At 73.6% G+C, this 21,457-nt stretch carries 21 protein-coding genes and 1 pseudogene; 14 read left to right on the plus strand and 8 right to left on the minus strand.

The annotated features are described in order from the left end of the window. Nucleotides 1–478: pseudogene (locus ABD340_RS03720) on the plus strand (DUF6297 family protein); the annotation flags it as partial. 22 nt (nucleotides 479–500) lie between these two features. On the opposite strand, the gene ABD340_RS03725 reads toward ABD340_RS03720, so the two are convergent. Further along, nucleotides 501–1,397: a zinc-binding dehydrogenase gene (locus ABD340_RS03725; protein ID WP_344586958.1), complete on the minus strand. Its 897-nt coding sequence runs from the start codon at nucleotides 1,395–1,397 to the stop codon at nucleotides 501–503. A gap of 101 nt (nucleotides 1,398–1,498) precedes the next feature. Here ABD340_RS03725 and ABD340_RS03730 point away from each other — a divergent pair, with 101 nt between their 5' ends. Next, a complete protein-coding gene (locus tag ABD340_RS03730) occupies nucleotides 1,499–1,885 on the plus strand; it encodes a winged helix-turn-helix transcriptional regulator (protein ID WP_344586959.1) in 387 nt (128 codons plus the stop codon). A 13-nt stretch (nucleotides 1,886–1,898) separates the two neighbouring features. On the opposite strand, the gene ABD340_RS03735 is transcribed toward ABD340_RS03730, so the two are convergent. Beyond that, nucleotides 1,899–2,612: a FadR/GntR family transcriptional regulator gene (locus tag ABD340_RS03735; RefSeq protein WP_344586960.1), complete on the minus strand. Its 714-nt coding sequence runs from the start codon at nucleotides 2,610–2,612 to the stop codon at nucleotides 1,899–1,901. A 168-nt stretch (nucleotides 2,613–2,780) separates the two neighbouring features. On the opposite strand from ABD340_RS03735, the gene ABD340_RS03740 reads away from it, so the two are divergent. The 8 genes from ABD340_RS03740 to ABD340_RS03775 are packed head-to-tail and all read left to right on the plus strand — an operon-like array spanning nucleotide 2,781 to nucleotide 11,104. Beyond that, nucleotides 2,781–3,635 carry a fumarylacetoacetate hydrolase family protein gene (locus ABD340_RS03740; RefSeq protein WP_344586961.1) on the plus strand — a complete coding sequence of 285 codons (855 nt, stop codon included), beginning with the start codon at nucleotides 2,781–2,783 and terminating at the stop codon, nucleotides 3,633–3,635. Further along, nucleotides 3,632–4,915, plus strand: a complete 1,284-nt coding sequence (locus ABD340_RS03745) for an enolase C-terminal domain-like protein (RefSeq protein ID WP_344586963.1) — start codon at nucleotides 3,632–3,634, stop codon at nucleotides 4,913–4,915. Before ABD340_RS03740 ends, ABD340_RS03745 begins: the two co-directional genes overlap by 4 nt. Continuing rightward, on the plus strand, nucleotides 4,912–5,682 hold the full coding sequence (locus ABD340_RS03750) for an SDR family NAD(P)-dependent oxidoreductase (RefSeq protein ID WP_344586964.1): 771 nt from the start codon (nucleotides 4,912–4,914) through the stop codon (nucleotides 5,680–5,682). The genes ABD340_RS03745 and ABD340_RS03750 overlap by 4 nt, the downstream gene beginning before the upstream one ends. A gap of 35 nt (nucleotides 5,683–5,717) precedes the next feature. Next, on the plus strand, nucleotides 5,718–6,761 hold the full coding sequence (locus ABD340_RS03755) for a sugar ABC transporter substrate-binding protein (RefSeq protein ID WP_344586965.1): 1,044 nt from the start codon (nucleotides 5,718–5,720) through the stop codon (nucleotides 6,759–6,761). Then, nucleotides 6,761–8,314 (plus strand): sugar ABC transporter ATP-binding protein, encoded by a 1,554-nt coding sequence (locus tag ABD340_RS03760; RefSeq protein ID WP_344586967.1) that lies wholly within the window; start codon nucleotides 6,761–6,763, stop codon nucleotides 8,312–8,314. The genes ABD340_RS03755 and ABD340_RS03760 overlap by 1 nt, the downstream gene beginning before the upstream one ends. Further along, a complete protein-coding gene (locus ABD340_RS03765; RefSeq protein WP_344586968.1) occupies nucleotides 8,307–9,323 on the plus strand; it encodes an ABC transporter permease in 1,017 nt (338 codons plus the stop codon). The genes ABD340_RS03760 and ABD340_RS03765 overlap by 8 nt, the downstream gene beginning before the upstream one ends. Before the next feature lie 3 nt (nucleotides 9,324–9,326). After that, a complete protein-coding gene (locus ABD340_RS03770; protein ID WP_344586969.1) occupies nucleotides 9,327–10,271 on the plus strand; it encodes an aldo/keto reductase in 945 nt (314 codons plus the stop codon). Beyond that, entirely contained in the window at nucleotides 10,268–11,104 is an 837-nt protein-coding gene (locus ABD340_RS03775; protein ID WP_344586971.1) for an amidohydrolase family protein, read from the plus strand. The genes ABD340_RS03770 and ABD340_RS03775 overlap by 4 nt, the downstream gene beginning before the upstream one ends. A 22-nt stretch (nucleotides 11,105–11,126) precedes the next feature. Here the strand turns inward: ABD340_RS03775 and ABD340_RS03780 are convergent, their stop codons facing one another. The 6 genes from ABD340_RS03780 to ABD340_RS03805 form a co-directional block, all read right to left on the minus strand. Beyond that, a complete protein-coding gene (locus ABD340_RS03780) occupies nucleotides 11,127–11,378 on the minus strand; it encodes a penicillin-binding transpeptidase domain-containing protein (protein WP_344586973.1) in 252 nt (83 codons plus the stop codon). 29 nt (nucleotides 11,379–11,407) lie between these two features. After that, complete coding sequence (locus tag ABD340_RS03785) at nucleotides 11,408–12,277, minus strand: NTF2-like N-terminal transpeptidase domain-containing protein (RefSeq protein ID WP_344586975.1); 870 nt, start codon at nucleotides 12,275–12,277, stop codon at nucleotides 11,408–11,410. A 102-nt stretch (nucleotides 12,278–12,379) separates the two neighbouring features. Then, on the minus strand, nucleotides 12,380–13,342 hold the full coding sequence (locus tag ABD340_RS03790) for an anti-sigma factor RsbA family regulatory protein (protein WP_344586977.1): 963 nt from the start codon (nucleotides 13,340–13,342) through the stop codon (nucleotides 12,380–12,382). Between the two features lie 135 nt (nucleotides 13,343–13,477). Then, on the minus strand, nucleotides 13,478–14,593 hold the full coding sequence (locus tag ABD340_RS03795; RefSeq protein ID WP_344586979.1) for a carboxylate-amine ligase: 1,116 nt from the start codon (nucleotides 14,591–14,593) through the stop codon (nucleotides 13,478–13,480). A gap of 98 nt (nucleotides 14,594–14,691) precedes the next feature. Next, nucleotides 14,692–14,880, minus strand: a complete 189-nt coding sequence (locus tag ABD340_RS03800; RefSeq protein ID WP_344586981.1) for a hypothetical protein — start codon at nucleotides 14,878–14,880, stop codon at nucleotides 14,692–14,694. 19 nt (nucleotides 14,881–14,899) lie between these two features. Beyond that, the gene (locus ABD340_RS03805; protein WP_344586983.1) at nucleotides 14,900–15,109 is read right to left on the minus strand and encodes an HGxxPAAW family protein; all 210 of its coding nucleotides are present in this window, start codon (nucleotides 15,107–15,109) and stop codon (nucleotides 14,900–14,902) included. Between the two features lie 141 nt (nucleotides 15,110–15,250). On the opposite strand from ABD340_RS03805, the gene ABD340_RS03810 reads away from it, so the two are divergent. Genes ABD340_RS03810 through ABD340_RS03825 form a run of 4 tightly spaced genes read left to right on the plus strand, consistent with a single transcriptional unit; the run spans nucleotide 15,251 to nucleotide 21,340 of the window. After that, a complete protein-coding gene (locus ABD340_RS03810) occupies nucleotides 15,251–17,119 on the plus strand; it encodes a methylmalonyl-CoA mutase family protein (protein ID WP_344586987.1) in 1,869 nt (622 codons plus the stop codon). Next, nucleotides 17,116–19,338 carry a methylmalonyl-CoA mutase gene (gene scpA, locus ABD340_RS03815; protein ID WP_344586989.1) on the plus strand — a complete coding sequence of 741 codons (2,223 nt, stop codon included), beginning with the start codon at nucleotides 17,116–17,118 and terminating at the stop codon, nucleotides 19,336–19,338. Before ABD340_RS03810 ends, scpA begins: the two co-directional genes overlap by 4 nt. Then, complete coding sequence (gene meaB / locus ABD340_RS03820) at nucleotides 19,335–20,312, plus strand: methylmalonyl Co-A mutase-associated GTPase MeaB (RefSeq protein WP_344586990.1); 978 nt, start codon at nucleotides 19,335–19,337, stop codon at nucleotides 20,310–20,312. Before scpA ends, meaB begins: the two co-directional genes overlap by 4 nt. 44 nt (nucleotides 20,313–20,356) lie before the next feature. Continuing rightward, nucleotides 20,357–21,340 carry a GNAT family N-acetyltransferase gene (locus ABD340_RS03825; protein WP_344586991.1) on the plus strand — a complete coding sequence of 328 codons (984 nt, stop codon included), beginning with the start codon at nucleotides 20,357–20,359 and terminating at the stop codon, nucleotides 21,338–21,340. Nucleotides 21,341–21,457: the final 117 nt, after the last annotated feature.

A 21,457-nucleotide genomic window follows, 5' to 3' on the forward strand; every position in this document is an offset into this window, starting at 1 on the left:
CGCCGCGTCCTGCACGGCGGGCGCCCGCCGCGACGCGGACGATCCCGCCCTCGCCCGGCTGTCCGGCGTCGGCCTCCGCGCGGCGCTGGCCGCGCGCGCCGTGCTCCCGGCACTGGCCGGCGGACTCTGGCTGGCCCTCGCCCTGGCCGGGCTGGACGCGGCGGGCGGCCTGCCCGGCGGCCCCTGGTGGCCGCTCGCCCTGCCGGCCGCGCCCGCGCTGGCCGCCGGAGCACTGCGGATGGCGCGGCGGCCTCCGATCGACCACGCGATGCCGGTCATCGACTCGCCGGCCGGCGCCGTCCCGACCGGCCCGATCCTGTGGGCGCTGACCGGCGCTGACCTCGCCCTGCTCGGCTGCGTCCCCGCGCTCCAGGCCCTGCTCTCGCCGCCCGCCGCCCTCGGCACGGCCCTGGCCGCGCAGGCCGCGACCGGTGCGGCGGCGCTCGCCCTCTACCTGCTGAGGGCGCGGACGCGCTGATCGCAGGGGCCGTCCGAGGCGGCTACGGCACCAGCAGCCAGCGCCCCCGCTGCCCGCCGCCGGCGACCTTGTCGTAGGCCGTCGCGGCCTCGGCCAGCGGCACCCGGCCGGCCACCCGCGGCTCCAGGACGCCGGAGGCGGCGAGGGCGAGCAGTTCGGCGAGCCGCGCGCCGTCGGGCTCGACGCTCATGATGGTGACCTCGATGCCCCGCTCGGGCGTCGCGGGAGCCGGTCCGGGCACGCCGACGAACGTCCCGCCGTCCCGGATCGCGGCCAGGGCCGCCGCGTGCAGGACGGCGCCGTCGACGACGGCGTCGAACGACGGCCCCGGCAGTTCGGTGACGAGCTCGCGGGCCCCGGCTCTCAGCACGAAGTCGCGGTCGGACCCGCGCGCCAGTCCGGTGACGGCCCAGCCGGCGTGGGCGGCCAGCGCGACGGCGTACCCGCCCACGGCACCGGCGGCGCCGGTGACCAGCAGGGTCCGCCCGTCGGCGGGGCCGAGCCGGTCCACCAGCTGCGCCGCGGTCAGGGCGTTGACCGGGAGGGCGGCCGCGTCGACCGGATCGAGGCCGGCCGGCAGCGCCGCGGCGGCCGCCGCCGGCACGACGGTCTCCTCGGCCTGCGCGCGGACCGTGGCCGTGAAGTCGCCGTGCACGGCGGCGACCGGGTCGCCGGCCGAGAAGCCGGTGACCTCGGCACCGGTCGCGGTGACGACGCCGGACAGGGACAGGCCGAGGCCGACCGTGCCGGTGAGTCCGAAGATCGCCTGGGCGAGACCGCCGGCGAACAGGGTGTCGACGGGATCGACCGATGCCGCCGTGACGCGGACCCGCAGGTCGCCGGGCCCCAGCGGCGGCGGCGTCACCTCCTCGAGGGCGGGTGCGGGACTGTCTGGCTTGGACACGAGTGCGAGCGCCATGATGGCTCTCCTTCCAGTGGATGGACAGCACAACCATCGGTGACCTACTCTCCTTTGGAAAGTAGGCACTTTGAAGTGGTGTAGGCACCCGGAGGGAAGCCATGGACGTGAAGACCGCTGACGGGCCGGCGTTCGATGCGTTCGCCGCCTCCTGTCCCAGCCGGAGGCTGCTCGACACGATCGGCAACAAGTGGGCGAGCCTCGTGATCGTGGCTCTCGGCCTGGAGGGGCGGATGCGCTATTCCGAGCTCTCCGCGCGGATCGCCGGGGTGAGCCAGAAGATGCTGACCCAGACCTTGCGGGGGCTCGAGCGGGACGGGCTGCTGACCCGCACGGTGACTCCGTCGGTGCCCGTCCGCGTCGACTACGAGCTCACGCCGCTGGGCCTGTCGCTGCTGGGGACGATCCGCCACCTCAAGGAGTGGGCGGAGGCGCACATGGCCGAGGTGGACAGGGCGCGCGAAGAGTACGACCGGAACAGCGCCTGACCCTGCGTCGGGATCACCCGATCGAGTCGATGTTGTTGCGCAGCCAGTCCTCGACCTCGCCGATGTGGACGGCGGCGGCCGCGCGGGCGGCCTCGGGGTCGCGGGCCAGCAGCGCCCGGTAGATGCGCTCGTGCTCCAGCCGCATCCGGGGGATCGCGCCGCTGTCGCGCTGCCCGCGCCACACGCGCGCCCGGAACGTCCGGGTGGAGAGCCCGGCGACGATGGCCTCCAGCGCCGGGTTGCCCGCGGCGCCGACGATCGTCTGGTGGAAGGCCAGGTCGGCGGCCACGAAGTCCTCGACGCGCTCGCAGTGCGCCATGCGGTCCAGGTGTGAGCGGACGGTCTCCAGCGTCGCCTCGTCGATGCGGGCGGCGGCGATCGCGGTGGCGGCGGGCTCCAGGATCCGGCGCACCCGCAGCAGGTCGATCAGCGAGGAGCCGCGGGAGATCTCCGCGACGACCCCGAACGTCTCCAGCAGGTCCTTCGGCTCCAGCCGGGTCACGTAGATCCCGGCGCCGTGCCGAGCCTCCAGCACGCCCATCACGGTGAGCGCGCGGATCGCCTCCCGCATGGAGTTGCGCGACAGGCCGAGCTCGGCGGCCAGGTCGCGCTCGGTGGGCAGGCGCTGACCGGGGCGCAGCTCGCCCGCGGCGATCTTGCTCTTGATCTGCTCGATCGCCCGCTGGGTGACCGTCGTGCGGGTCCCGTTGCGCTCCGGCGCGTCCATGGCTTCATGGTGCCCCAGGGCAAGAGGTCGTACCAATCATGGATAAGTCACAACTTTGTCACGACATATTGCCAGCCCAGGGGGCATCGGTGTTCTCATAACGGTACGAGTGGTCCGATGAATCAAGAACTGGTCGGACCAATGCTCCGGGCAAGGGGGTACCTCTTCGTGAAGCTGCTGCGCGTGGGACCGGCGGGCGCGGAACGACCCGCGGTCCTGGCCGAGGACGGGACGCCGCTCGACCTGTCCGGGGTGACCCGCGACATCGACGGCGACTTCCTGGCCGGCGGGCTGGACGACGCCCGCGCGGCGTACGCGGCCGGGAACCTGCCCGAGCTGGCGCCGGCGCGGATCGGGCCGCCGGTGGCACGGCCGGGCAAGATCGTCTGTGTCGGGCTCAACTACCGGGACCACGCCGAGGAGACCGGCGCCGGCATCCCCGCCGAGCCGGTCCTGTTCATGAAGGCCGTCAACACGATGGTCGGCCCGGACGACCGGGTGCTGATCCCCAAGGGCAGCGTCAAGACCGACTACGAGGTCGAGCTGGCCGTCGTGCTCGGCGGCCGCGCCCGCTACCTGGACTCCCCGGACGAGGCGAGAGCGCTGGTGGCGGGCTACGCCGTCAGCAACGACGTCTCGGAGCGGGAGTTCCAGATGGAGCGCGGCGGCACCTGGGACAAGGGCAAGTCGTGCGAGACGTTCAACCCGCTCGGCCCCTGGCTGGTCACCGCCGACGAGATCCCTGACCCGCAGGACCTGGCCATGCGGCTGAGCGTGAACGGCGAGGTCAGGCAGGACGCCCGCAGCAAGAACATGATCTACGGGATCGATCACCTGATCTGGTACATCAGCCAGTTCATGGTCCTGGAACCCGGGGACGTCATCAACACCGGGACCCCGGCGGGCGTCGCCGTCGGCCGTCCCGACGCCCCGTTCCTGCGGGCCGGCGACGTCATGGAGGTCGAGATCGAGGGCCTCGGCCGCCAGCGGCAGGCGCTGGCCTCCCACGAGGTGTCCGGGTGAAGGTCATCGCGCTGGAGGCGCACGACGTCCGGTTCCCCACCTCGGCGGCACTGGACGGTTCGGACGCCATGAACCCCGACCCCGACTATTCGGCCGCCTACGTCGTCCTGCACACCGAGGCCGGCGACGGGCACGGATTCTGCTTTACCATCGGCCGCGGCAACGAGGTCTGCGTCGCGGCGATCCGCGCGTACGAGCCGCTGGTCACCGGCCGCGACCTCGACCTGGACGACCTCGGCGGATTCGCCAAGGGCCTGCTGCACGACTCGCAGCTGCGCTGGCTCGGCCCCGAGAAGGGCGCGGTGCACATGGCCGCCGCCGCGATCGTCAACGCCGCGTTCGACCTGGCCGCGAAGGTCGCCGGCAAGCCGCTGTGGAGGTTCCTGGCAGACCTGGCGCCCGAGCAGATCGTCGACCTGGCCGACTGGCGGTACCTCACCGACGCCCTGACCCCCGCCGACGCGGTCGGCCTGCTGGCCGACGCGCGCCCCGGCCGGGCCGAGCGCGAGGCCCGCCTCGTCGAGCGGGGCTACCCCGCCTACACCACGACCCCCGGCTGGCTCGGCTACACCGACGACAAGCTCGCCCGGCTGGCCCGCGAGGCCGTCGCGGAGGGCTTCACGCAGATCAAGCTGAAGGTCGGCGCGGACCTCGACGAGGACGTGCGGCGGATGGGGCTGGCCCGCGAGGTCGTCGGCCCCGGCATCCGCATCGCCGTGGACGCCAACCAGCGCTGGGACGTCGGGCAGGCGATCGAGTGGATGCGGGCGCTCGCCCCCTTCGACCCGTACTGGATCGAGGAGCCGACCAGCCCGGACGACGTCCTCGGCCACGCCGCCATCCGGCGCGCGGTCGCCCCCGTCAAGGTCGCCACCGGCGAGCACGTCGCCAACCGGGTGATGTTCAAGCAGCTGCTCCAGGCGGGCGCCATCGACGTGCTCCAGCTCGACGCCTGCCGGGTCGGCGTGACCGAGAACGTCGCGATCCTGCTGCTGGCGGCCCGGTTCGGCGTCCCGGTCTGCCCGCACGCGGGCGGCGTCGGGCTGTGCGAGGTCGTCCAGCACCTGTCGATGTTCGACTACGTCGCCGTCAGCGGCAGCACCCAGGACCGCGTCCTGGAGTACGTCGACCACCTGCACGAGCATTTCACCGATCCGGTCCGGATCGTCCGCGGCCACTACGCCGCGCCGGCCGAGCCGGGGATGTCGGCCGAGATGAAGCCCGAATCCCTGGCCGACCACGCCTACCCGGGCGGAAGCGTCTGGAGGGACCTCCCATGAGCGACCGCGAGTTCGGCGGGCTGCGGGCCCTGGTGACCGGGGGAGCCTCGGGGATCGGCCTGGCCGCGGCGCGGCTGCTGGCCGGGCGGGGCGCCGCGGTCGCCTGCCTCGATCCGCGGCCGCTGCCGGAGCAGGACCGGGAGCTGCTGTACTCCGTCAAGGGCGACGTCACCGATGACGCGTCCGTCCGGGCGGCCGTGGACGACGCCGCGGGCCGCCTGGACGGGATCGACATCCTGGTCAACAACGCGGGCATCGGCGCGCAGGGCACCGTCGAGGACAACGACGACGACGAGTGGCGCCGCGTGATGGACGTCAACGTGCTCGGCATGGTGCGGGTCGCCCGGGCCGCGCTGCCGTACCTGCGCCGGTCCGGGCACGCCGCGGTCGTCAACACCTGCTCGATCGCGGCCACGGCCGGGCTGCCGCGGCGGGTGCTGTACTCGGCCACCAAGGGCGCGGTGCTGTCGCTGACCCTCGCGATGGCCGCCGACCACGTCGGCGAAGGCATCCGGGTCAACTGCGTCAACCCCGGCACGGCCGACACGCCCTGGATCGGGCGGCTGCTCGACGCGGCCGGCGATCCGGCGGCCGAACGCGCCGCGCTGGAGGCCCGGCAGCCGACCGGACGGCTCGTCACGGCGGAGGAGGCCGCGGCGGCGATCGCCTACCTGGCGAGCCCGCTGGCCGGGGCCACCACCGGGACGGCGCTCGCGGTCGACGGCGGCATGCAGGGGCTGCGGCCGCGTCCTCCCTCGTCCTCCTGAGCAGGCTCGACTCCCCACCCCCCACAGGAGTTCCAATGAAGCGATACAAGGCCATCGCCCCGGTGGCGGCCGCGCTGGCGGCCTCCCTGCTCGCCGGGTGCGGCAGCACCAAGGACACCGGCTCCGGCGGGACCGCGTCCGGCGGGGGCGGCAAGGTCGGCGTCGGACTGCCGCTGCTCACCTCGCCGTTCTGGCAGTCGTACAACAACTACGTCCCGCAGATGGCGAAGCAGCAGGGCGTCGACGCGCTGCCCACCGTCAACTCCAACTCCGACCCGACGCAGCAGATCACCGACATCAACAACCTGCTGAACCAGAACGTGAAGGGTCTGGTGATCGCCCCGCTGGACAGCGCCGCGATCGTCGCCGGGCTGAACCAGGCCGAGCGCAAGGGCGTGCCGGTCGTGGCGGTGGACGTGGCCCCCGACAAGGGCAAGGTCGCCATGGTCGTCCGGGCCGACAACCGCGCCTACGGAGAGAAGGCGTGCAAGGAGATCGGCGACAAGGTCAAGACCGGCAAGGTCGTGCAGATCATGGGTGATCTGGCGTCGGTGAACGGCCGGGACCGCTCGGAGGCGTTCCGGGCCTGCATGAAGCAGAACTACCCCGGCATCAAGGTCCTGGAGATACCGGCGAAGTGGGAGTCGGAGAAGGCGGCCTCCGGCCTGGACACCGTCCTCAACGGCAACCCCGACCTCAAGGGGATCTACATGCAGGCGGGCGGCGTCTACCTGGCGCCGACGCTGCAGGTCCTCAAGAGCAAGAACAAGCTGTTCAAGGCCGGCGACCCCGAGCACATCGTGATCGTGTCGAACGACGGCATCCCGCAGGAGTTCGCGGCGATCCGCAACGGTGAGATCGACGCCACGGTGTCCCAGCCCGCCGACGCCTACGCCAAGTACGGGATGCATTACATCAAGGCGGCCATGGCGGGCAAGACGTTCCAGCCGGGCAAGACCGACCATGACAGCACGATCGTCAAGCTGCCGAGCGGGATCCTGGAGGACCAGCTTCCCGCGCCGCTGGTCACCAAGGCGAACGTCGACGACAAGTCGCTCTGGGGCAACACGGTCAAGTGATGGCGTCCGCAGTCGAGAAGGCCGCCGCCGGCGGGGTGCCCGCGCTGGCCGAGGCGGCCCGGGTGAGCAAGCGGTTCGGGCAGACGGTGGCGCTGGCCGAGGCCCGCCTGGCCGTGCTGCGCGGCGAGTCGCACGCGCTCGTCGGCCGCAACGGCGCCGGCAAGTCCACGCTGGTGAACGTGCTGACCGGGATCTTCCCGCCGGACTCGGGGCAGGTGCGGTTCGACGGCGAGCCCGCCCCGGCGCCGGCCGACCGGGACGGCTGGCGCGCGCGGGTCGCGTGCGTCTACCAGAAGTCGACGATCGTCCCGGAGCTGACCGTCGCGGAGAACCTGTTCATCAACCGGCAGCCCGGCGGGAAGGACCGGCGGTGGCCGGGCGGGCGGGGGCTGATCAGCTGGAAGCGGATGCGCCGCGAGGCCGCCGAGCTGCTCGGCGCCTGGGACGTGGCCGTCGACCCCGACACGCGCGCCGGCGACCTCGGGGTGGAGAGCCGGCAGCTGGTCGAGATCGCCCGCGCCCTGTCGTTCGGCGCCCGGTTCATCATCCTGGACGAGCCGACCGCGCAGCTGGACAACACCGAGATCGAACGGCTCTTCGGCCGGATGCGGGCGCTGCAGGAGTCGGGGGTGACGTTCCTGTTCATCTCCCATCACCTGCAGGAGGTGTACGAGGTCTGCCAGACGGTCACCGTCTTCCGGGACGCCCGCTGGATCACCACCGCGCCCGTCGCCGAGCTGCCCAAGGCGGCGCTGGTGGAGGCGATGACCGGGGAGGCGGCGAGCCTGGGCAGCGGCCCGTCGCGTCCGGCGGTGGACTCGGCCGCGGCGGTGCGGCTGGAGGTCTCCGGGCTGTCGGACGGCGCGTACCGGGACGTCGACCTGCGGGTGCGGCGCGGCGAGGTCGTCGGGCTCGCCGGATCCAGCGCCAGCGGCAAGATCGAGCTGGCGGAGACCCTCGTGGGGCTGCGCCGCGCCGGGTCCGGCACGGTCCGCCTGGACGGCGAGCCGCTGCCGCGCGGGGACGTGCGGGGCGCGCTGCGGGCCGGGGTCGGGTTCGTGCCGCGCGACCGGCACCTCCAGGGCCTGGTCGCCGGGCTGTCGGTGGGGGAGAACGCCGGGATGACGATCGCCGACCGGCTCGGCCCGTACGGGATCGTCAAGCCCGGGCGGCTGGCCGCGTTCGCCCGCGAGTCGATCGGCGACCTCGGCATCGTCACCGCCGGGCCGGACCAGCCGGTGTCGGACCTGTCCGGCGGAAACCAGCAGAAGGTCGTGATGGCGCGCGCCCTAGCCAACGACCCACGGGTGCTGGTGCTGATCAATCCCACGGCCGGCGTGGACGTGAAGTCCAAGGAGGCGCTGCTGGCCGTCATCGGCGCGGTCCGGGAGACCGGCACCGCTGTGATCATCATCTCCGACGAGCTGGACGACCTGCGTCCCGCCGACCGGGTGCTGGTCTTCTTCCACGGCCGGATCACCGCCGAGCACGAGGCGGGCTGGAGCGACCATGATCTGGTCGCGTCGATCGAAGGGGTCACCTCAGATGACTGACGTTCCCGTGAGCGAGCGGGCGGGGCGGACCGGGGCGGTCCCCGGCCTGCCCGCGCTCCGGCGGATGCGGGAGTTCGCCCTGGTGCCGGCGCTGATCGCGCTGATCGTGCTGGGCGCGCTGGTGAACGACAGCTTCCTCACCAAGCAGAACATCATCAGCATCCTGGGCGCCTCGGCAGCGCTCGCGCTGGTCGTGCTGGGCGAGTCGCTGATCCTCATCACCGGCAAGTTCGACCTGTCGCTGGAGTCGACCGTCGGGATCGCGCCGGCGCTGGGCGCGCTGCTGGTGCTCCCGGCGTCGTCGGCGGGGTTCGGCACCGAGTGGCCCACGGCCGCCGGGATCGTCGTCATCGTGCTGGTCGGCGCCGCGATCGGGGCGGTCAACGGCTTCCTGGTGGTGCGGCTGCGGCTCAACGCCTTCATCGTCACCCTCGCCGTGCTCATCGTCCTGCGCGGGCTGCTGGTCGGCGCGACCGAGGGCAAGACGCTGTTCGACATGCCGGACGCGTTCTTCACGCTCGCGACCACGACGTTCCTGGAGATCCCGCTGTCGGTGTGGCTGGCGGCCGCCGCGTTCGGCGCGGCCGGGTTCGTGCTGCGCTACCACCGGCTCGGCCGGGCGCTCTACGCGATCGGCGGCAACCCGGAGGCGGCCCGCGCGGCCGGGATCCGGGTGGAGCGCATCACCTTCGCCGTGTTCGTCATCGGCGGGGTGCTCGCCGCGGTGGCCGGGCTCGTGCTCACCGGATACGTGGGCGCGATCAACGCCAACCAGGGCCAGAACATGATCTTCACGGTGATGGCGGCGGCGGTCATCGGCGGGATCGCCATGGACGGCGGCAAGGGCACCATGACCGGCGCGCTCACCGGCGTGCTCCTCCTCGGCGTCGTCCAGAACCTGCTCACCCTGGCCCAGGTGCCCTCGTTCTGGATCCAGGCGATCTACGGCGGCATCATCCTGGTGGCGCTGATGATCGCGCGGGTCACCTCCGGCAAGGCCCAGGACTGAACGGTGCGGGTCGGCGAACGGCGGCGCCTCGGCGGCTCGCCGGTGGAGGTCACCGCCCTGTCGTTCGGCGGCGCGGCGATCGGCGGGCTCTACACCCAGGTGCCCGACGGCGACGCGGCCGCCGCCGTCGCACGGGCGCTGGCCACCGGAATGGGCTACTTCGACACCGCGCCGCACTACGGGGCCGGCCGGTCGGAACGCCGCCTGGGGCCGTTGCTCCGCTCGTCCGGCGCGGTGATCTCGACGAAGGCGGGCCGCCTGCTCCGCCCCCTCGAACCGGGAGAGGGACCCGACGACGAGGGCTTCGTGGACGAGCCGCCGTTCACACGCGTCTGGGACTTCAGCGCGGACGGCGTCCGGCGGTCCCTGGCCGAGTCGCTGGACCGGCTCGGCCTCGACCGCGTCGACATCCTCTACATCCATGATCCGGACCGGCACGAGGAGCAGGTCTACGCCGAGACCTACCCGGCCCTGGCGCGACTGCGCGACGAGGGCGTGGTGGGCGCCATCGGGGCCGGGATGAACCAGGCGGCCATGCTCACCAGGTTCGTCCGCCGCCTGGACCTCGACGTCGTCCTGTGCGCCGGGCGCTACACGCTCCTGGACCGGGCGGCCGGGGACGAGCTGCTGCCCGCCTGCCTTGAGCGCGGCACCTCGGTGGTGATCGGCGGCGTCTACAACTCCGGGCTCCTGGCGGGCGGCGGGACGTTCGAGTACGCGCCGGCGTCCCCCGGGATCCGCGCCGAGGTGGCGCGGCTGCGCGAGGCGTGCGACGCGTACGGGGTCCCGTTGAAGGCCGCGGCCCTGCAGTTCCCCGCGCGCCATCCGGCCGTGGCGAGCGTGCTGGTCGGCTGCCGCACCGCGGCGGAGGTCGACGAGAACGCCGCGATGTTCGAGACCGGGATCCCCGACGCCCTGTGGCCCGAACTCGACAGAGGAGAGGCATGAGGATCGACGCGCACCATCACCTCTGGGACACCGGCGTTCGCGACTACCCGTGGATGGACGGGCCGTGGGCGGATCCGATCCGCGGCCGGTTCGACGCCGCCCGCTATGCCGAGGTCGTCCGGAAGGGCGACGTGGGCGCGTCCGTCGTCGTCCAGGCTCTGCAGGACGAGCGGGAGACGGCCGAACTGCTGGCGATTCCGGGCGAGCAGGTGAGAGGCGTGGTCGGGTGGGTCGACCTGACCGCGCCGGACGTGGCGGAGCGGCTGGCAGGGCTGCGCGCGGGGGAGGGCGGTCGGCGGCTGGCCGGAATCCGGCACCTCGTCCAGGACGAACCCGATCCCCGGTGGCTGCTGCGGGACGACGTGGGACGGGGCGTGCGCGCGGTCGCGGAGGCCGGGCTCGCATACGACGTGCTGGTCAGGCCACCTCAGGCGGAGGCCGCGCTGGAGTTCGCGCGGCGGCTGCCGGGCATGCGGCTCGTTCTCGACCACGCCGGCAAGCCCGACATCGCGGGCGGCGGGTGGGAGCCGTGGGCGTCGTGGATCACCTCGATGGCGGCGTTGCCGCACGTCACGGTCAAGCTGTCCGGGCTGGTGACGGAGGCGGCGCACGCCTGGAGCATGGACGACGTCCTCCCGTACGCGCGGCACGTCCTGCGCGTGTTCGGGCCCGATCGGGTGATGTACGGGTCGGACTGGCCGGTCTGCACGCTGGCCGCGACGTACGAGCAGGTCACCGACATCGCCGAGGCCGCGTGCGCCGACCTGGACGCGGACGGGCGCGACGCCGTCTTCGGCGGCACGGCCCGCTGCGTCTACCGCCTGGAGCGTTAGACCGTCCCCGCGACCCGCGCGCTCATCGCTTCAGGGCGCGCAGGAAACGCGCGGCGAGCGGGGCGGCGACCTCGCCGCCCGAGCCGCCGGCCGTGACGAGCACCGCGAACGCCACATCGTCGCGGAAGCCGATGAACCAGGCGTGCGGGGCGCCGCCGCCGACCTCGGCCGTCCCGGTCTTGCCCGCCGTGCCCTCCGGGAGGCCCGCGCGTTCGGCGGTGCCGCCGGTGACGACCGCGCGCATCATCGCGCGCAGCGCGTCCGCGCCCGGCACCGGGTGGGAGGGCTGCCGCTCACCGGCGATCAGCTTGGCGGCGACCAGCCGCGGCGGCCGCCACTGATCACCTTGAAGGAGGAGCCCGGCGGGTAGCTTCCCAGGAACGCGTTGCTCCCGCCCAGCCTGTCGGCGACGGCCAGGACCTCCCCGGTGGACGGGCGCACCGCCACCAGGGCGGCGGTCCCACCGGAGATCGTCTTCTCGGCGGCGTCCTGGACGCCGCGGTCCAGGGTGGTACGGATCCGTTCGGCCCCCTCGGCGCCGAACACCGCCAGCCGCCGGGGCGGGCCGCCGCCGCCCTCGACGACGTCGACGGCCCGGCCCGAGGTGTCGTTCTCCGTGTCACCGAAGTTCTCCGACAGGGCCGCGATGTAGGGCTGGAGCAGGCCGGTGTCCGGCAGCGCACGCCCTTTCCTGTCGGTGAACGCCGCGGGGGCGGCCTCGGTCTCGGCGAGCGTCCAGACGGCGGGTCCGGTCAGCGCCGGGTGCAGGGTCGCGGGGCGCCACAGGATCCTCCAGCGGTCCTTCACCAGGCCCAGCTCGAGGGTCGACCGGAAGGTCCAGGTCAACCGGCCCCCGAGGTTGCGGGTGACGGTGAATTCCTGATGTGCCCGGTCAGGGGAGCGGGGTACCAGCGGGCCCGGTGCCAGCCCGACCGAGACCACCGTGAGGCCCCGGGACAGGGCCCGGTGCTGCTCGACGAAGTCGTGCGGCGGATCGGCGACCAGCTCGGCCATGCCGTTCAGGGACCCGCTCCGCCAAGCGGCGAAGTAGTCGCGGGAGACCAGCTCGGGGCTGCCCGGACTCCGCCGCGACAGGGTGAACGCGGCGACGCCGCCGACCGCCAGGACGACGGCCAGCATCCCGGCCAGGATGAGGACGCCACGAGATCGCATTGTCGCTCCCTCCGGAGACCGTGCCGATCATCTCCGATCCCGGGCGCCGCCGGGCGGCCGGAACCGGACGGGCGGATCACGGAGCCCGTTCGCGAGGGTGGTTCAGGTGCCGGAGCGCAGGCGCATGTAGACGCGGAAAGTGGTGCCCTTCGGGCCGGTGTGCACGCGGACGAGGTCGGCCAGGTGGTTGACCATCAGCACGCCGCGTCCGCCCTCGGTGCTCATCCCCGCCGGGCGGCGGCCCACCAGCGGGTCGGTGAGCAGTCCGGCGTCGCGGATCTCGCACACGACGTGGCCGTCCTCCGTCCAGATCCGCAGCACCCCCGTGCCGCCGCCGTGCAGGGCGGAGTTGGCGGCCAGCTCGTTGACGGCCAGCTCCAGGTCGCCGGCGCGGGCGGCGCCCAGGCCCAGCGCCGCGCCGCGGCGGACGGCCAGCGCGCGGATCGCCGGGATGGAGTCCAGGTCGAACGGCGTCGCCTCGATGCCGGGAGGCACGGGCAGGGGGCGGTTCCAGTCCTGGAAGACGCGGCCGGGGGCGTACTCGGCGCTGTGCCGCTCCCCGTCCCCGTCGACGATCGACGGGTGGGTGGCGCGCGCGTCGGCGACGGTGTCCTCGTCCAGGCCCGCGGTGTCGTACGGGCACAGGACGGTGGCCTCGCGTCCCGCGAACGCGAAGTTGATGAGCGCCTCGTGCTGGACGCAGGCGGGGTACTCGGCCGGTGACCGGCCCGGCCAGATCGGCTCGCCGATGATCCGGACCCGGGCGGCGGAGTGCCGGTCGCTGAACGCGCGCAGCACGCCGGGAATGATGCGGCCGGGGTTGCGCCCGGCCTCGGACATGTCGATCCATGTCACCCTGGCGGCGGTGGAGCCGGAGGCCGCGCGCACCGCGTCCCGCAGCAGGGCCAGCCTGGGCCCGGGCACCGCGACCGCCACGGGTTCGCCGGAGTCAGGCCCGGCGAGGACGAACGGCACCGTGCCGGCCAAAAACTCGTCCCGGCCTCGGTAGAAGAGGGCCGGGTGGGCGAAGGCGCCATCGGTGACGGTACCGGGCCTGGAGGTCATCGGCCCGATCACCTCCGCCGGCGCACCATCGGGGTGGGATGGTGCAGCGTCATGCTCGCTTCCTCCTGGTCCGCTCGGCCGATGGCAGGCTGTCACCAACACCGCTACCCGCCTCTTCATACAGAAAAACAGCTATTACGGACGGGGTGTGGGACCGGTTTTGTGCTGTTCGCCGAGGGCGGCGGCGTCCACGACGTCGGCCAGGTGCTCGCGGCGCCGGTACGCGGCCCGCTGCCGCTGCGCGCCCGTGCCCCCTTCCAGCAGGGCGCGCAGCCCGGCGGCGGCGCGGTCGAGGTCGCCGGTCTCGGCCAGGGCCGGCCGCACATGCGCGAGCAACTCGGCGGCCAGCCTGCGGAACGGGGCCGGACGCCCGGTGCACACGTCGATCCCGTCCCCGGACAGCCCGTTGCGGGCGGCCAGCCAGTACGCGGCCCGCAGCATCTCCGGCGCTGGATCGGGCGCCGGCTCGCGCGCCTCCACGGCGGTCAGCGACACCCGCACCAGCGCCCGGGCCAGCGCGGCGAACAGGACCGACTCCGCCACGGTCATCGCCACGTCGCCGAGCCTGATCTCGATGGTGGGCAGCCGCGCCGACGGCCGCACGTCCCAGAAGATCGTCCCGGTGTCCATCAGGGCGCCGCACTCCAGCAGCGTCGAGACGAGGTCCTCGTAGTGCGCCAGCGACCGGAAGAACGGCGGCGGGCCCGCGACCGGCCAGCGCGCCCACGTCATCACCCGCCAGCAGGCGTGACCGGTGTCGCGGCCCGCCCAGTACGGGGAGTTGGCCGCCAGCGCCAGCAGCGTCGGCAGCCAGGGCCGCAGGTGGTTGCTCACCAGCACGGCCCGCTCCGGGTCGGGCATCTCGACGTGGACGTGGCAGGAGCAGATGCACTGCTCGTCGTCCAGGGCCCGGTAGGTGGCCAGGCTGTCGGCGTACCGGGCGCCCGCGGTGATGGGCGGCGGCAGCAGCTCGCCCATCACCGGCGTGCCGGTCGCCGCCAGCCGCACCCCCTCGCGCGCCCCGGCGCCGGCGACCACCCGGCGCATCTCCCGGATCTGCTCCTCCAGCTTGGCCAGATCGTCGCAGGGGGACGTCTTGGCCTCGGCGAGGAAGGCGATCAGTTCGGTCGAGACGCGCTCGCCCAGTTCCGCGGAGGCCCGTTCCACCACCGCGGCCGCCCGGGGGACGACCATCCTGGAGGCGGGATCGACGACGAAATACTCTTCCTCGACTCCGAACCTGAGGGCCATCCCACCACCTCGTTGTCGGGAGCGGAGCAGGCGGCCGCGCCGTGGCGAGGCCCTTCCGACGTTACGTGGTGCGGGGGCGGTTCGCACGCCCCGATTCTTCAGTGCCCCGGGGCGACGAAGTACATCGACAGCGCGACCAGGTGCGAGACCACCACGACCGCGAGGCCGAAGAAGAAGAGCATCTTGGCGGGGCCGTGCTCGAAGTAGCGGCCCCGCTTCAACGGCCCCCGCTCGCGCTGCCGGGCGGCGATCCGCTCCTCGAGCGGGGGCCGGTCGAAGAGCGTCACGCCGGCGCCCTGGAGACGGTCACTGGCGCGGGTCGTCGACGATGACGTCGCTCATGATGTCGACGATCCAGGAGAGCACGCCGCCGAGCGCGATGATCCCCGCCCCGGCCCAGAACATCGGCCAGTTCGGGCCCACGCACAGCGCCACGCCGCCCACGGTGAACCCGATGAAGATCACGGCCACGGCGACCCAGGACTTCGGCCGTCCCGCGTGGCTGCCAGTCGACATGCGTTATTCCCTCTGTTCCATAATGAAATACTGCGTCGGGGCTACCCCCCGAAACAGTAGCAACGCCGAGGCGGGCAGGACATCCGGGGTACGGCGACCCCGGTCGAGGTCCGCAGATACGCGCTCGCTTACCATCCAGGCATGACGGTGCCGCCTGAAGAACTCGAACTGGCCGCCGCCTTCCCCACGGCCGAACGCGACCGGTGGCGGGAGATGGTACGAGGGGTGCTGCGCAAGTCTGGCGCGGCGAGCGAGGACGCCCCGCTCGACGAGATCGAGGGCCTGCTGGCCCGCGACTCCTACGACGGCGTTCCGATGGCGGCGCTCTACACGCGCGACGACACCGTACCGGGAAGACCCGGCCTGGCCCCGTACCTGCGCGCCGTGCGGCCCGAGGGCGAGGGCCTGGCGGGCTGGGACGTGCGGCAGCGGCACACCCACCCCGACCCGGCGGCCGCCCGCGAGGCGATCCTCGCCGATCTGGAGAACGGCGTCACCTCCGTCTGGCTGGCCCTGGGCGAGTCCGGCCCGCCGGTCGAGTCGCTGCCCGAGGTGCTGCGCGGCGTCCACCTCGACATGGCGCCGGTCGTCCTGGACGCGGGCGCGCGGGCGGGGGAGGCCGCCGAGGCGCTGCTGCGGCTGATCACCGATCGCGGCCAGGCCGAGCGCGCCAACGGCAATCTCGGCCTCGACCCGCTCGGCCTGCGGGCCCGCACCGGCGAGCCCGCGCCGCTCGACGGGCCCAGGGGCGCCGCGGAGCTCGCCGTGCGGTGCGCCCGCGGGTTCCCCGGCCTGCGCGCGATCACGGTCGACGCCACCGCCCACCACGACGCCGGCGGCGGCGACGCCGAGGAGCTCGGTGCCGCGATCGCAGCCGGGGTCGCCTACCTGCGGGCCCTCACCGGCGCGGGGCTGAGCGTGGACGAGGCGTTCGGGCAGCTGGAGTTCCGGCTGGCCGTGAACGCCGACCAGTTCGCCTCCATCGCCAAGCTGCGCGCCGCCCGCCGGCTGTGGGCCCGGGTCGCCGAGGTCTGCGGGACGGCCGAGGGCGGCCAGGCGGACGACCAGGGCGGCGGGCCGCGGGCGGCGCGGCTGCACGCGGTGACGTCCTCGGCCATGGTGACCCGCCGCGACCCGTGGGTGAACATGCTGCGCACCACCGTCGCGGCGTTCGCCGCCGGGGTGGGCGGGGCCGACGCGGTCACCGTCCAGCCGTTCGACGTGCGGCTCGGGCTTTCCGACGACTTCGCCCGCCGCATCGCCCGCAACACCCAGACCCTCCTGCTGGAGGAGTCGAGCCTGGCCCGCGTCGTGGACCCGGCCGGCGGCTCCTGGTACGTCGAGCGGCTCACCGAGGAGACGGCGCAGGCCGCCTGGGTCTGGTTCACCGAGATCGAGCGGGCCGGCGGCCTGGCCGCCGCGCTGGACTCCGGTCTCGTCGCCGCCCGGCTCGCCGCCACCTGGGAGCGCCGCCGCGGCGACCTGGCCCGCCGCAAGGCCCCGCTCACCGGCGTGAGCGAGTTCCCGGACCTCGCCGAGAAGCTCCCCGAGCGCGTCCCGGCGCCGCGGCCGCCCGCGGCGCCGGGCGGACTGCCCGTCGTGCGCTACGCGCAGGACTTCGAGGCGCTCCGCGACCGCTCGGACGCGCACGCGGCGGCCACCGGGGAACGTCCCAAGGTCTACCTGGCCACGCTCGGCCCGATCGCCGTGCACACCGCGCGCGCGTCGTTCGCCGCCAACCTCTTCCAGGCCGGCGGCATCGAGACGGTCGCCGGGGAGCCCGACGGCTTCGCCGCCTCGGGCGCCTCCGTCGCCTGCGTCTGCTCCAGCGACAGGCTCTACGGGGAGCAGGCCGAGGACGCCGCCCGCAAGCTCAAGGAGGCGGGAGCGGTGAAGGTGTGGCTCGCGGGTAAGGGGACCTATGAGGGAGTGGACGCACACGTCTTCGCGGGCTGTGACGCGGTCGCGGTGCTGGAGACCACCCTCGACGATCTAGGAGTGAACCGATGATCCCCGACTTCTCCGAGATCGGGCTCGGCGCGGCGCCCTCCGCCGACGAGGCCGCCAAGCGCTGGCGCGCCGCGGTCACCGAGGCCACCGGCCGCGACCCGGACGCCGAGACCTGGGACACCCCCGAGGGTATCGCCGTCCGGCCCCTCTACACCGGCGACGACCTGACCGGCCTCGACTTCCTCGACACGCTGCCGGGCATCGCCCCCTACCTGCGCGGCCCCTACCCCGCGATGTACGCCACCCAGCCCTGGACGATCCGCCAGTACGCGGGGTTCTCCACCGCCGAGGAGTCCAACGCCTTCTACCGGCGCAACCTCGCCGCCGGGCAGAAGGGCCTGTCGGTCGCCTTCGACCTGGCCACCCACCGCGGCTACGACTCCGACCACCCGCGCGTGGCCGGCGACGTCGGCATGGCCGGGGTGGCGATCGACTCGATCTACGACATGCGGCAGCTGTTCGACGGGATCCCGCTGGACCGGATGAGCGTGTCGATGACCATGAACGGGGCGGTGCTGCCCGTCCTGGCGCTGTACATCGCCGCCGCCGGGGAGCAGGGGGTGGAGCCCGAGCGGCTGGCCGGGACCATCCAGAACGACATCCTCAAGGAGTTCATGGTCCGCAACACCTACATCTACCCGCCCGGGCCGTCGATGCGGATCATCTCCGACATCTTCGCGTTCACGTCCCAGCGGATGCCCAAGTACAACTCGATCTCCATCTCCGGCTACCACATCCAGGAGGCCGGGGCCACCGCCGACCTGGAGCTGGCCTACACGCTCGCCGACGGCGTCGAGTACATCCGCGCCGGACGCGAGGCGGGCCTGGACATCGACGCGTTCGCGCCGCGGCTGTCGTTCTTCTGGGCGATCGGCATGAACTTCTTCATGGAGGTCGCCAAGCTCCGCGCCGCCCGCCTCCTGTGGGCCAGGCTGGTCAAGGGCTTCGACCCGGAGAACCCCAAGTCCCTGTCGCTGCGCACCCACTCCCAGACCTCCGGATGGTCGCTCACCGCACAGGACGTCTTCAACAACGTGGCCCGCACCTGCATCGAGGCGATGGCAGCGACCCAGGGCCACACCCAGTCGCTCCACACCAACGCGCTCGACGAGGCGCTCGCCCTGCCCACCGACTTCTCCGCCCGCATCGCCCGCAACACCCAGTTGCTCCTCCAGCAGGAGTCCGGCACGACCCGGACGATCGACCCGTGGGGCGGCAGCGCCTACGTCGAGCGGCTCACCCACGACCTGGCCCGCCGCGCCTGGGGGCACATCACCGAGGTCGAGCAGGCCGGCGGCATGGCCAAGGCCATCGACGAGGGCCTGCCCAAGATGCGCATCGAGGAGGCCGCCGCCCGCACGCAGGCGCGGATCGACGCGGGACGGCAGCCGGTCATCGGCGTCAACAAGTACCGGCCGGAGGCTGACGAGCCCATCGAGGTCCTCAAGGTCGACAACGCCGCCGTCCGCGCCCAGCAGATCGACAAGCTGCGCCGCCTCCGCGCGGAGCGCGACGAGGACGCCGCGCGGGCGGCGCTGGCGGCCCTGACGAACGCCGCCGAGGCCGCCGAGCGCGGCACCCGCGGCCCCGGGCTGGAGCAGAACCTGCTCGCCCTGGCCGTCGACGCCGCCCGCGCCAAGGCCACCGTCGGCGAGATCTCCGACGCGCTGGAACGGACCTACGGCCGGCACGCCGCCCAGATCCGTACCATTTCCGGTGTGTACCGGGAGGAGGCGGGCCGGGTGACCGCGATCGAGCAGGCCCGTGCGGCGACCGCCGCGTTCGAGGCGGCCGAGGGGCGGCGGCCCCGCATCCTGGTCGCCAAGATGGGCCAGGACGGCCACGACCGCGGCCAGAAGGTGATCGCCACCGGCTTCGCCGACCTGGGCTTCGACGTCGACGTGGGCCCGCTGTTCCAGACCCCGGGCGAGGTCGCCCGGCAGGCGGTCGAGGCCGACGTGCACATCGTGGGCGTCAACTCGCTGGCCGCCGGCCACCTGACGCTGGTGCCCGCGCTGCGCGCGGAGCTGGCCGGGCTGGGCCGCGACGACGTCATGATCGTCGTGGGCGGGGTCATCCCGCCGCAGGACTTCGACGAGCTGCGCGCCGCCGGGGCCGCGGCGATCTTCCCACCCGGCACCGTCCTGGCCGAAGCCGCGCTGGACCTGCTCGGCGACCTCGCCGCCCGGCTGGGCCACCAGGCGGAGAACACGGCTTGAGCCCCGGCCTCGACGACTACGCCAAAGGGGTCCGGGACGGCTCGCGGGCCTGGATCGCGCGGGCGATCACGCTCGTCGAGTCGACCCGTCCCGACCACCGGGAGCTGGCCCAGCGGCTGCTGGTGGAGCTGACCCCGCACACCGGGAACGCCCGCCGGGTCGGCATCACGGGCGTGCCGGGCGTCGGGAAGTCCACCTTCATCGACGCCCTCGGCACCGACCTCACCGCCGAGGGGCACAAGGTCGCGGTGCTGGCCGTCGACCCGTCCTCCACCCGCACCGGCGGCAGCATCCTCGGCGACAAGACCCGGATGCACCGGCTCGCGGCCGACCCGCACGCCTTCATCCGGCCGTCCCCGACCGCCGGGACCCTCGGCGGCGTGGCCAAGGCGACCCGCGAGGCGATGGTGGTCATGGAGGCCGCCGGATACGACGTCGTGCTCGTGGAGACCGTCGGCGTCGGCCAGTCCGAGACCGCCGTGTCGGAGATGGTGGACTCCTTCCTCTTCCTCACCCTCGCCCGGACCGGCGACCAGCTGCAGGGGATCAAGAAGGGCGTGTTGGAGCTGGCGGACGTCATCGCCGTCAACAAGGCCGACGGCCCCCACGAGACCGAGGCCAAGAAGGCCGCCAGGGAACTGGCCGGGGCCCTGCGCCTGCTGCGCAGCGACGAACGCGGCCGCGACATCCCCGTCCTCACCTGCAGCGCCCGGGAGAACACCGGGCTGGACACCGTCTGGCGGCACCTGGTCGACCACCAGGACGCGCTGGCCGCCAGCGGCGAGCTCGAGGAACGCCGGCGGCGGCAGCAGGTCGGCTGGACCTGGTCCATGGTCCGCGACCGGCTCCTCACCGAACTCCGCGAGCACCCCGCCGTCCGGGAGCTGGCCCCGGCCCTGGAGGCGGAGGTCGCCGAGGGCACGATCACCCCCGCCCTCGCGGCGGAACGGATACTGAACGTCTTCGGCCGGTGACGGTTTGACGGTCGCGGACGCCCCGGATCCTGTACAACAGGCAGATGGACGTCATCCCGCTCGATGATCCGACCGATGTGCAGATCGGGCAATGGCACGCGGTGCTCCAGGCCGTCCACGCCGCCGACCCCGCCGGCGAGCCCGCCCCGGTCAGAGCGCAGACGGCCGAGCATCTGCTGGGCGCGCGGGACCAGCGCCTCTGGACGGCCGCCGAGGGAGCCGAGACGGTCGCCGTGGCGGCCCTGCGGCTGCCCGGCGGGCCCGGCGCCGACCGCCCCGGCGAGATCGACATCAGGGTCCGCCCCTCCCACCGGCGCCGCGGGCTGGGCACCCGGCTCATGGCGGTGGCCGCCGAGGGCCTGCGCGCCGACGGCCGCACCAGCGTCATCGCCCAGGTCCTGGCCCGCACCCCCGCCGTGCCGTTCCTGGAGTCGCACGGCTTCGTCTGCGTGCTGACCCTCAGCGGCCTGCTGCTGCGCCTGGCCGACCTGCCGCCCGACCGCGTCCCGGCGCTCGTCGCCGCCGGCCCGCCCGGCTACCGGCTGGCCCGCTGGCGCGGCTCGGTGCCCGACGAGTACGCCGACGCCCTCGCGCACGCCAAGCACGCCATGGCCGACCTCGCCGAGTACGAGGGCCTGCCGTGGAACGCCGGGCGGGTCCGGGAGATGGCCGAGATGGTCGCCAAGCGCGGCGACGACCTCTACACCGTCGCGGCCGTGCAGGGCTCGACGGTCGCGGGCTTCACCGAGATCGTCGTCCCGGTGGAGGCCTCCGAACGCGCCGCCCAGTACGACACCGCGGTCGTCCCCGAGCACCGCGGCCGGCGTCTCGGCATCTGGGTCAAGGCCGCCATGCTGGAGTGGCTGGCCGCCGAACGCCCCGAGGTCCGCGAGATCGAGACCGACAACGTCGGCGACAACGCCCACATGCTCGCCGTCAACGAGGAGCTGGGGTTCCGGCGCCAGCGCGAGTCCCGCGAGTACCAGGCCGCCACCCGCGACCTCCCCACCGTCTCGCGCGGTACCTGAGGCCACTTCGAGACAGGCCGCGGTTCCCTTTTCCGCCGCCACCGGCGACCCTGGTGACAGCCGACACCGGAGGTCGCCCATGCACACCCGCTCACCTGCCGCTCCGCCCGCCGCCGT

Origin of the sequence: Actinomadura vinacea, assembly GCF_039532545.1 — a bacterium.
GTDB classification, from domain to species: domain Bacteria; phylum Actinomycetota; class Actinomycetes; order Streptosporangiales; family Streptosporangiaceae; genus Spirillospora; species Spirillospora vinacea.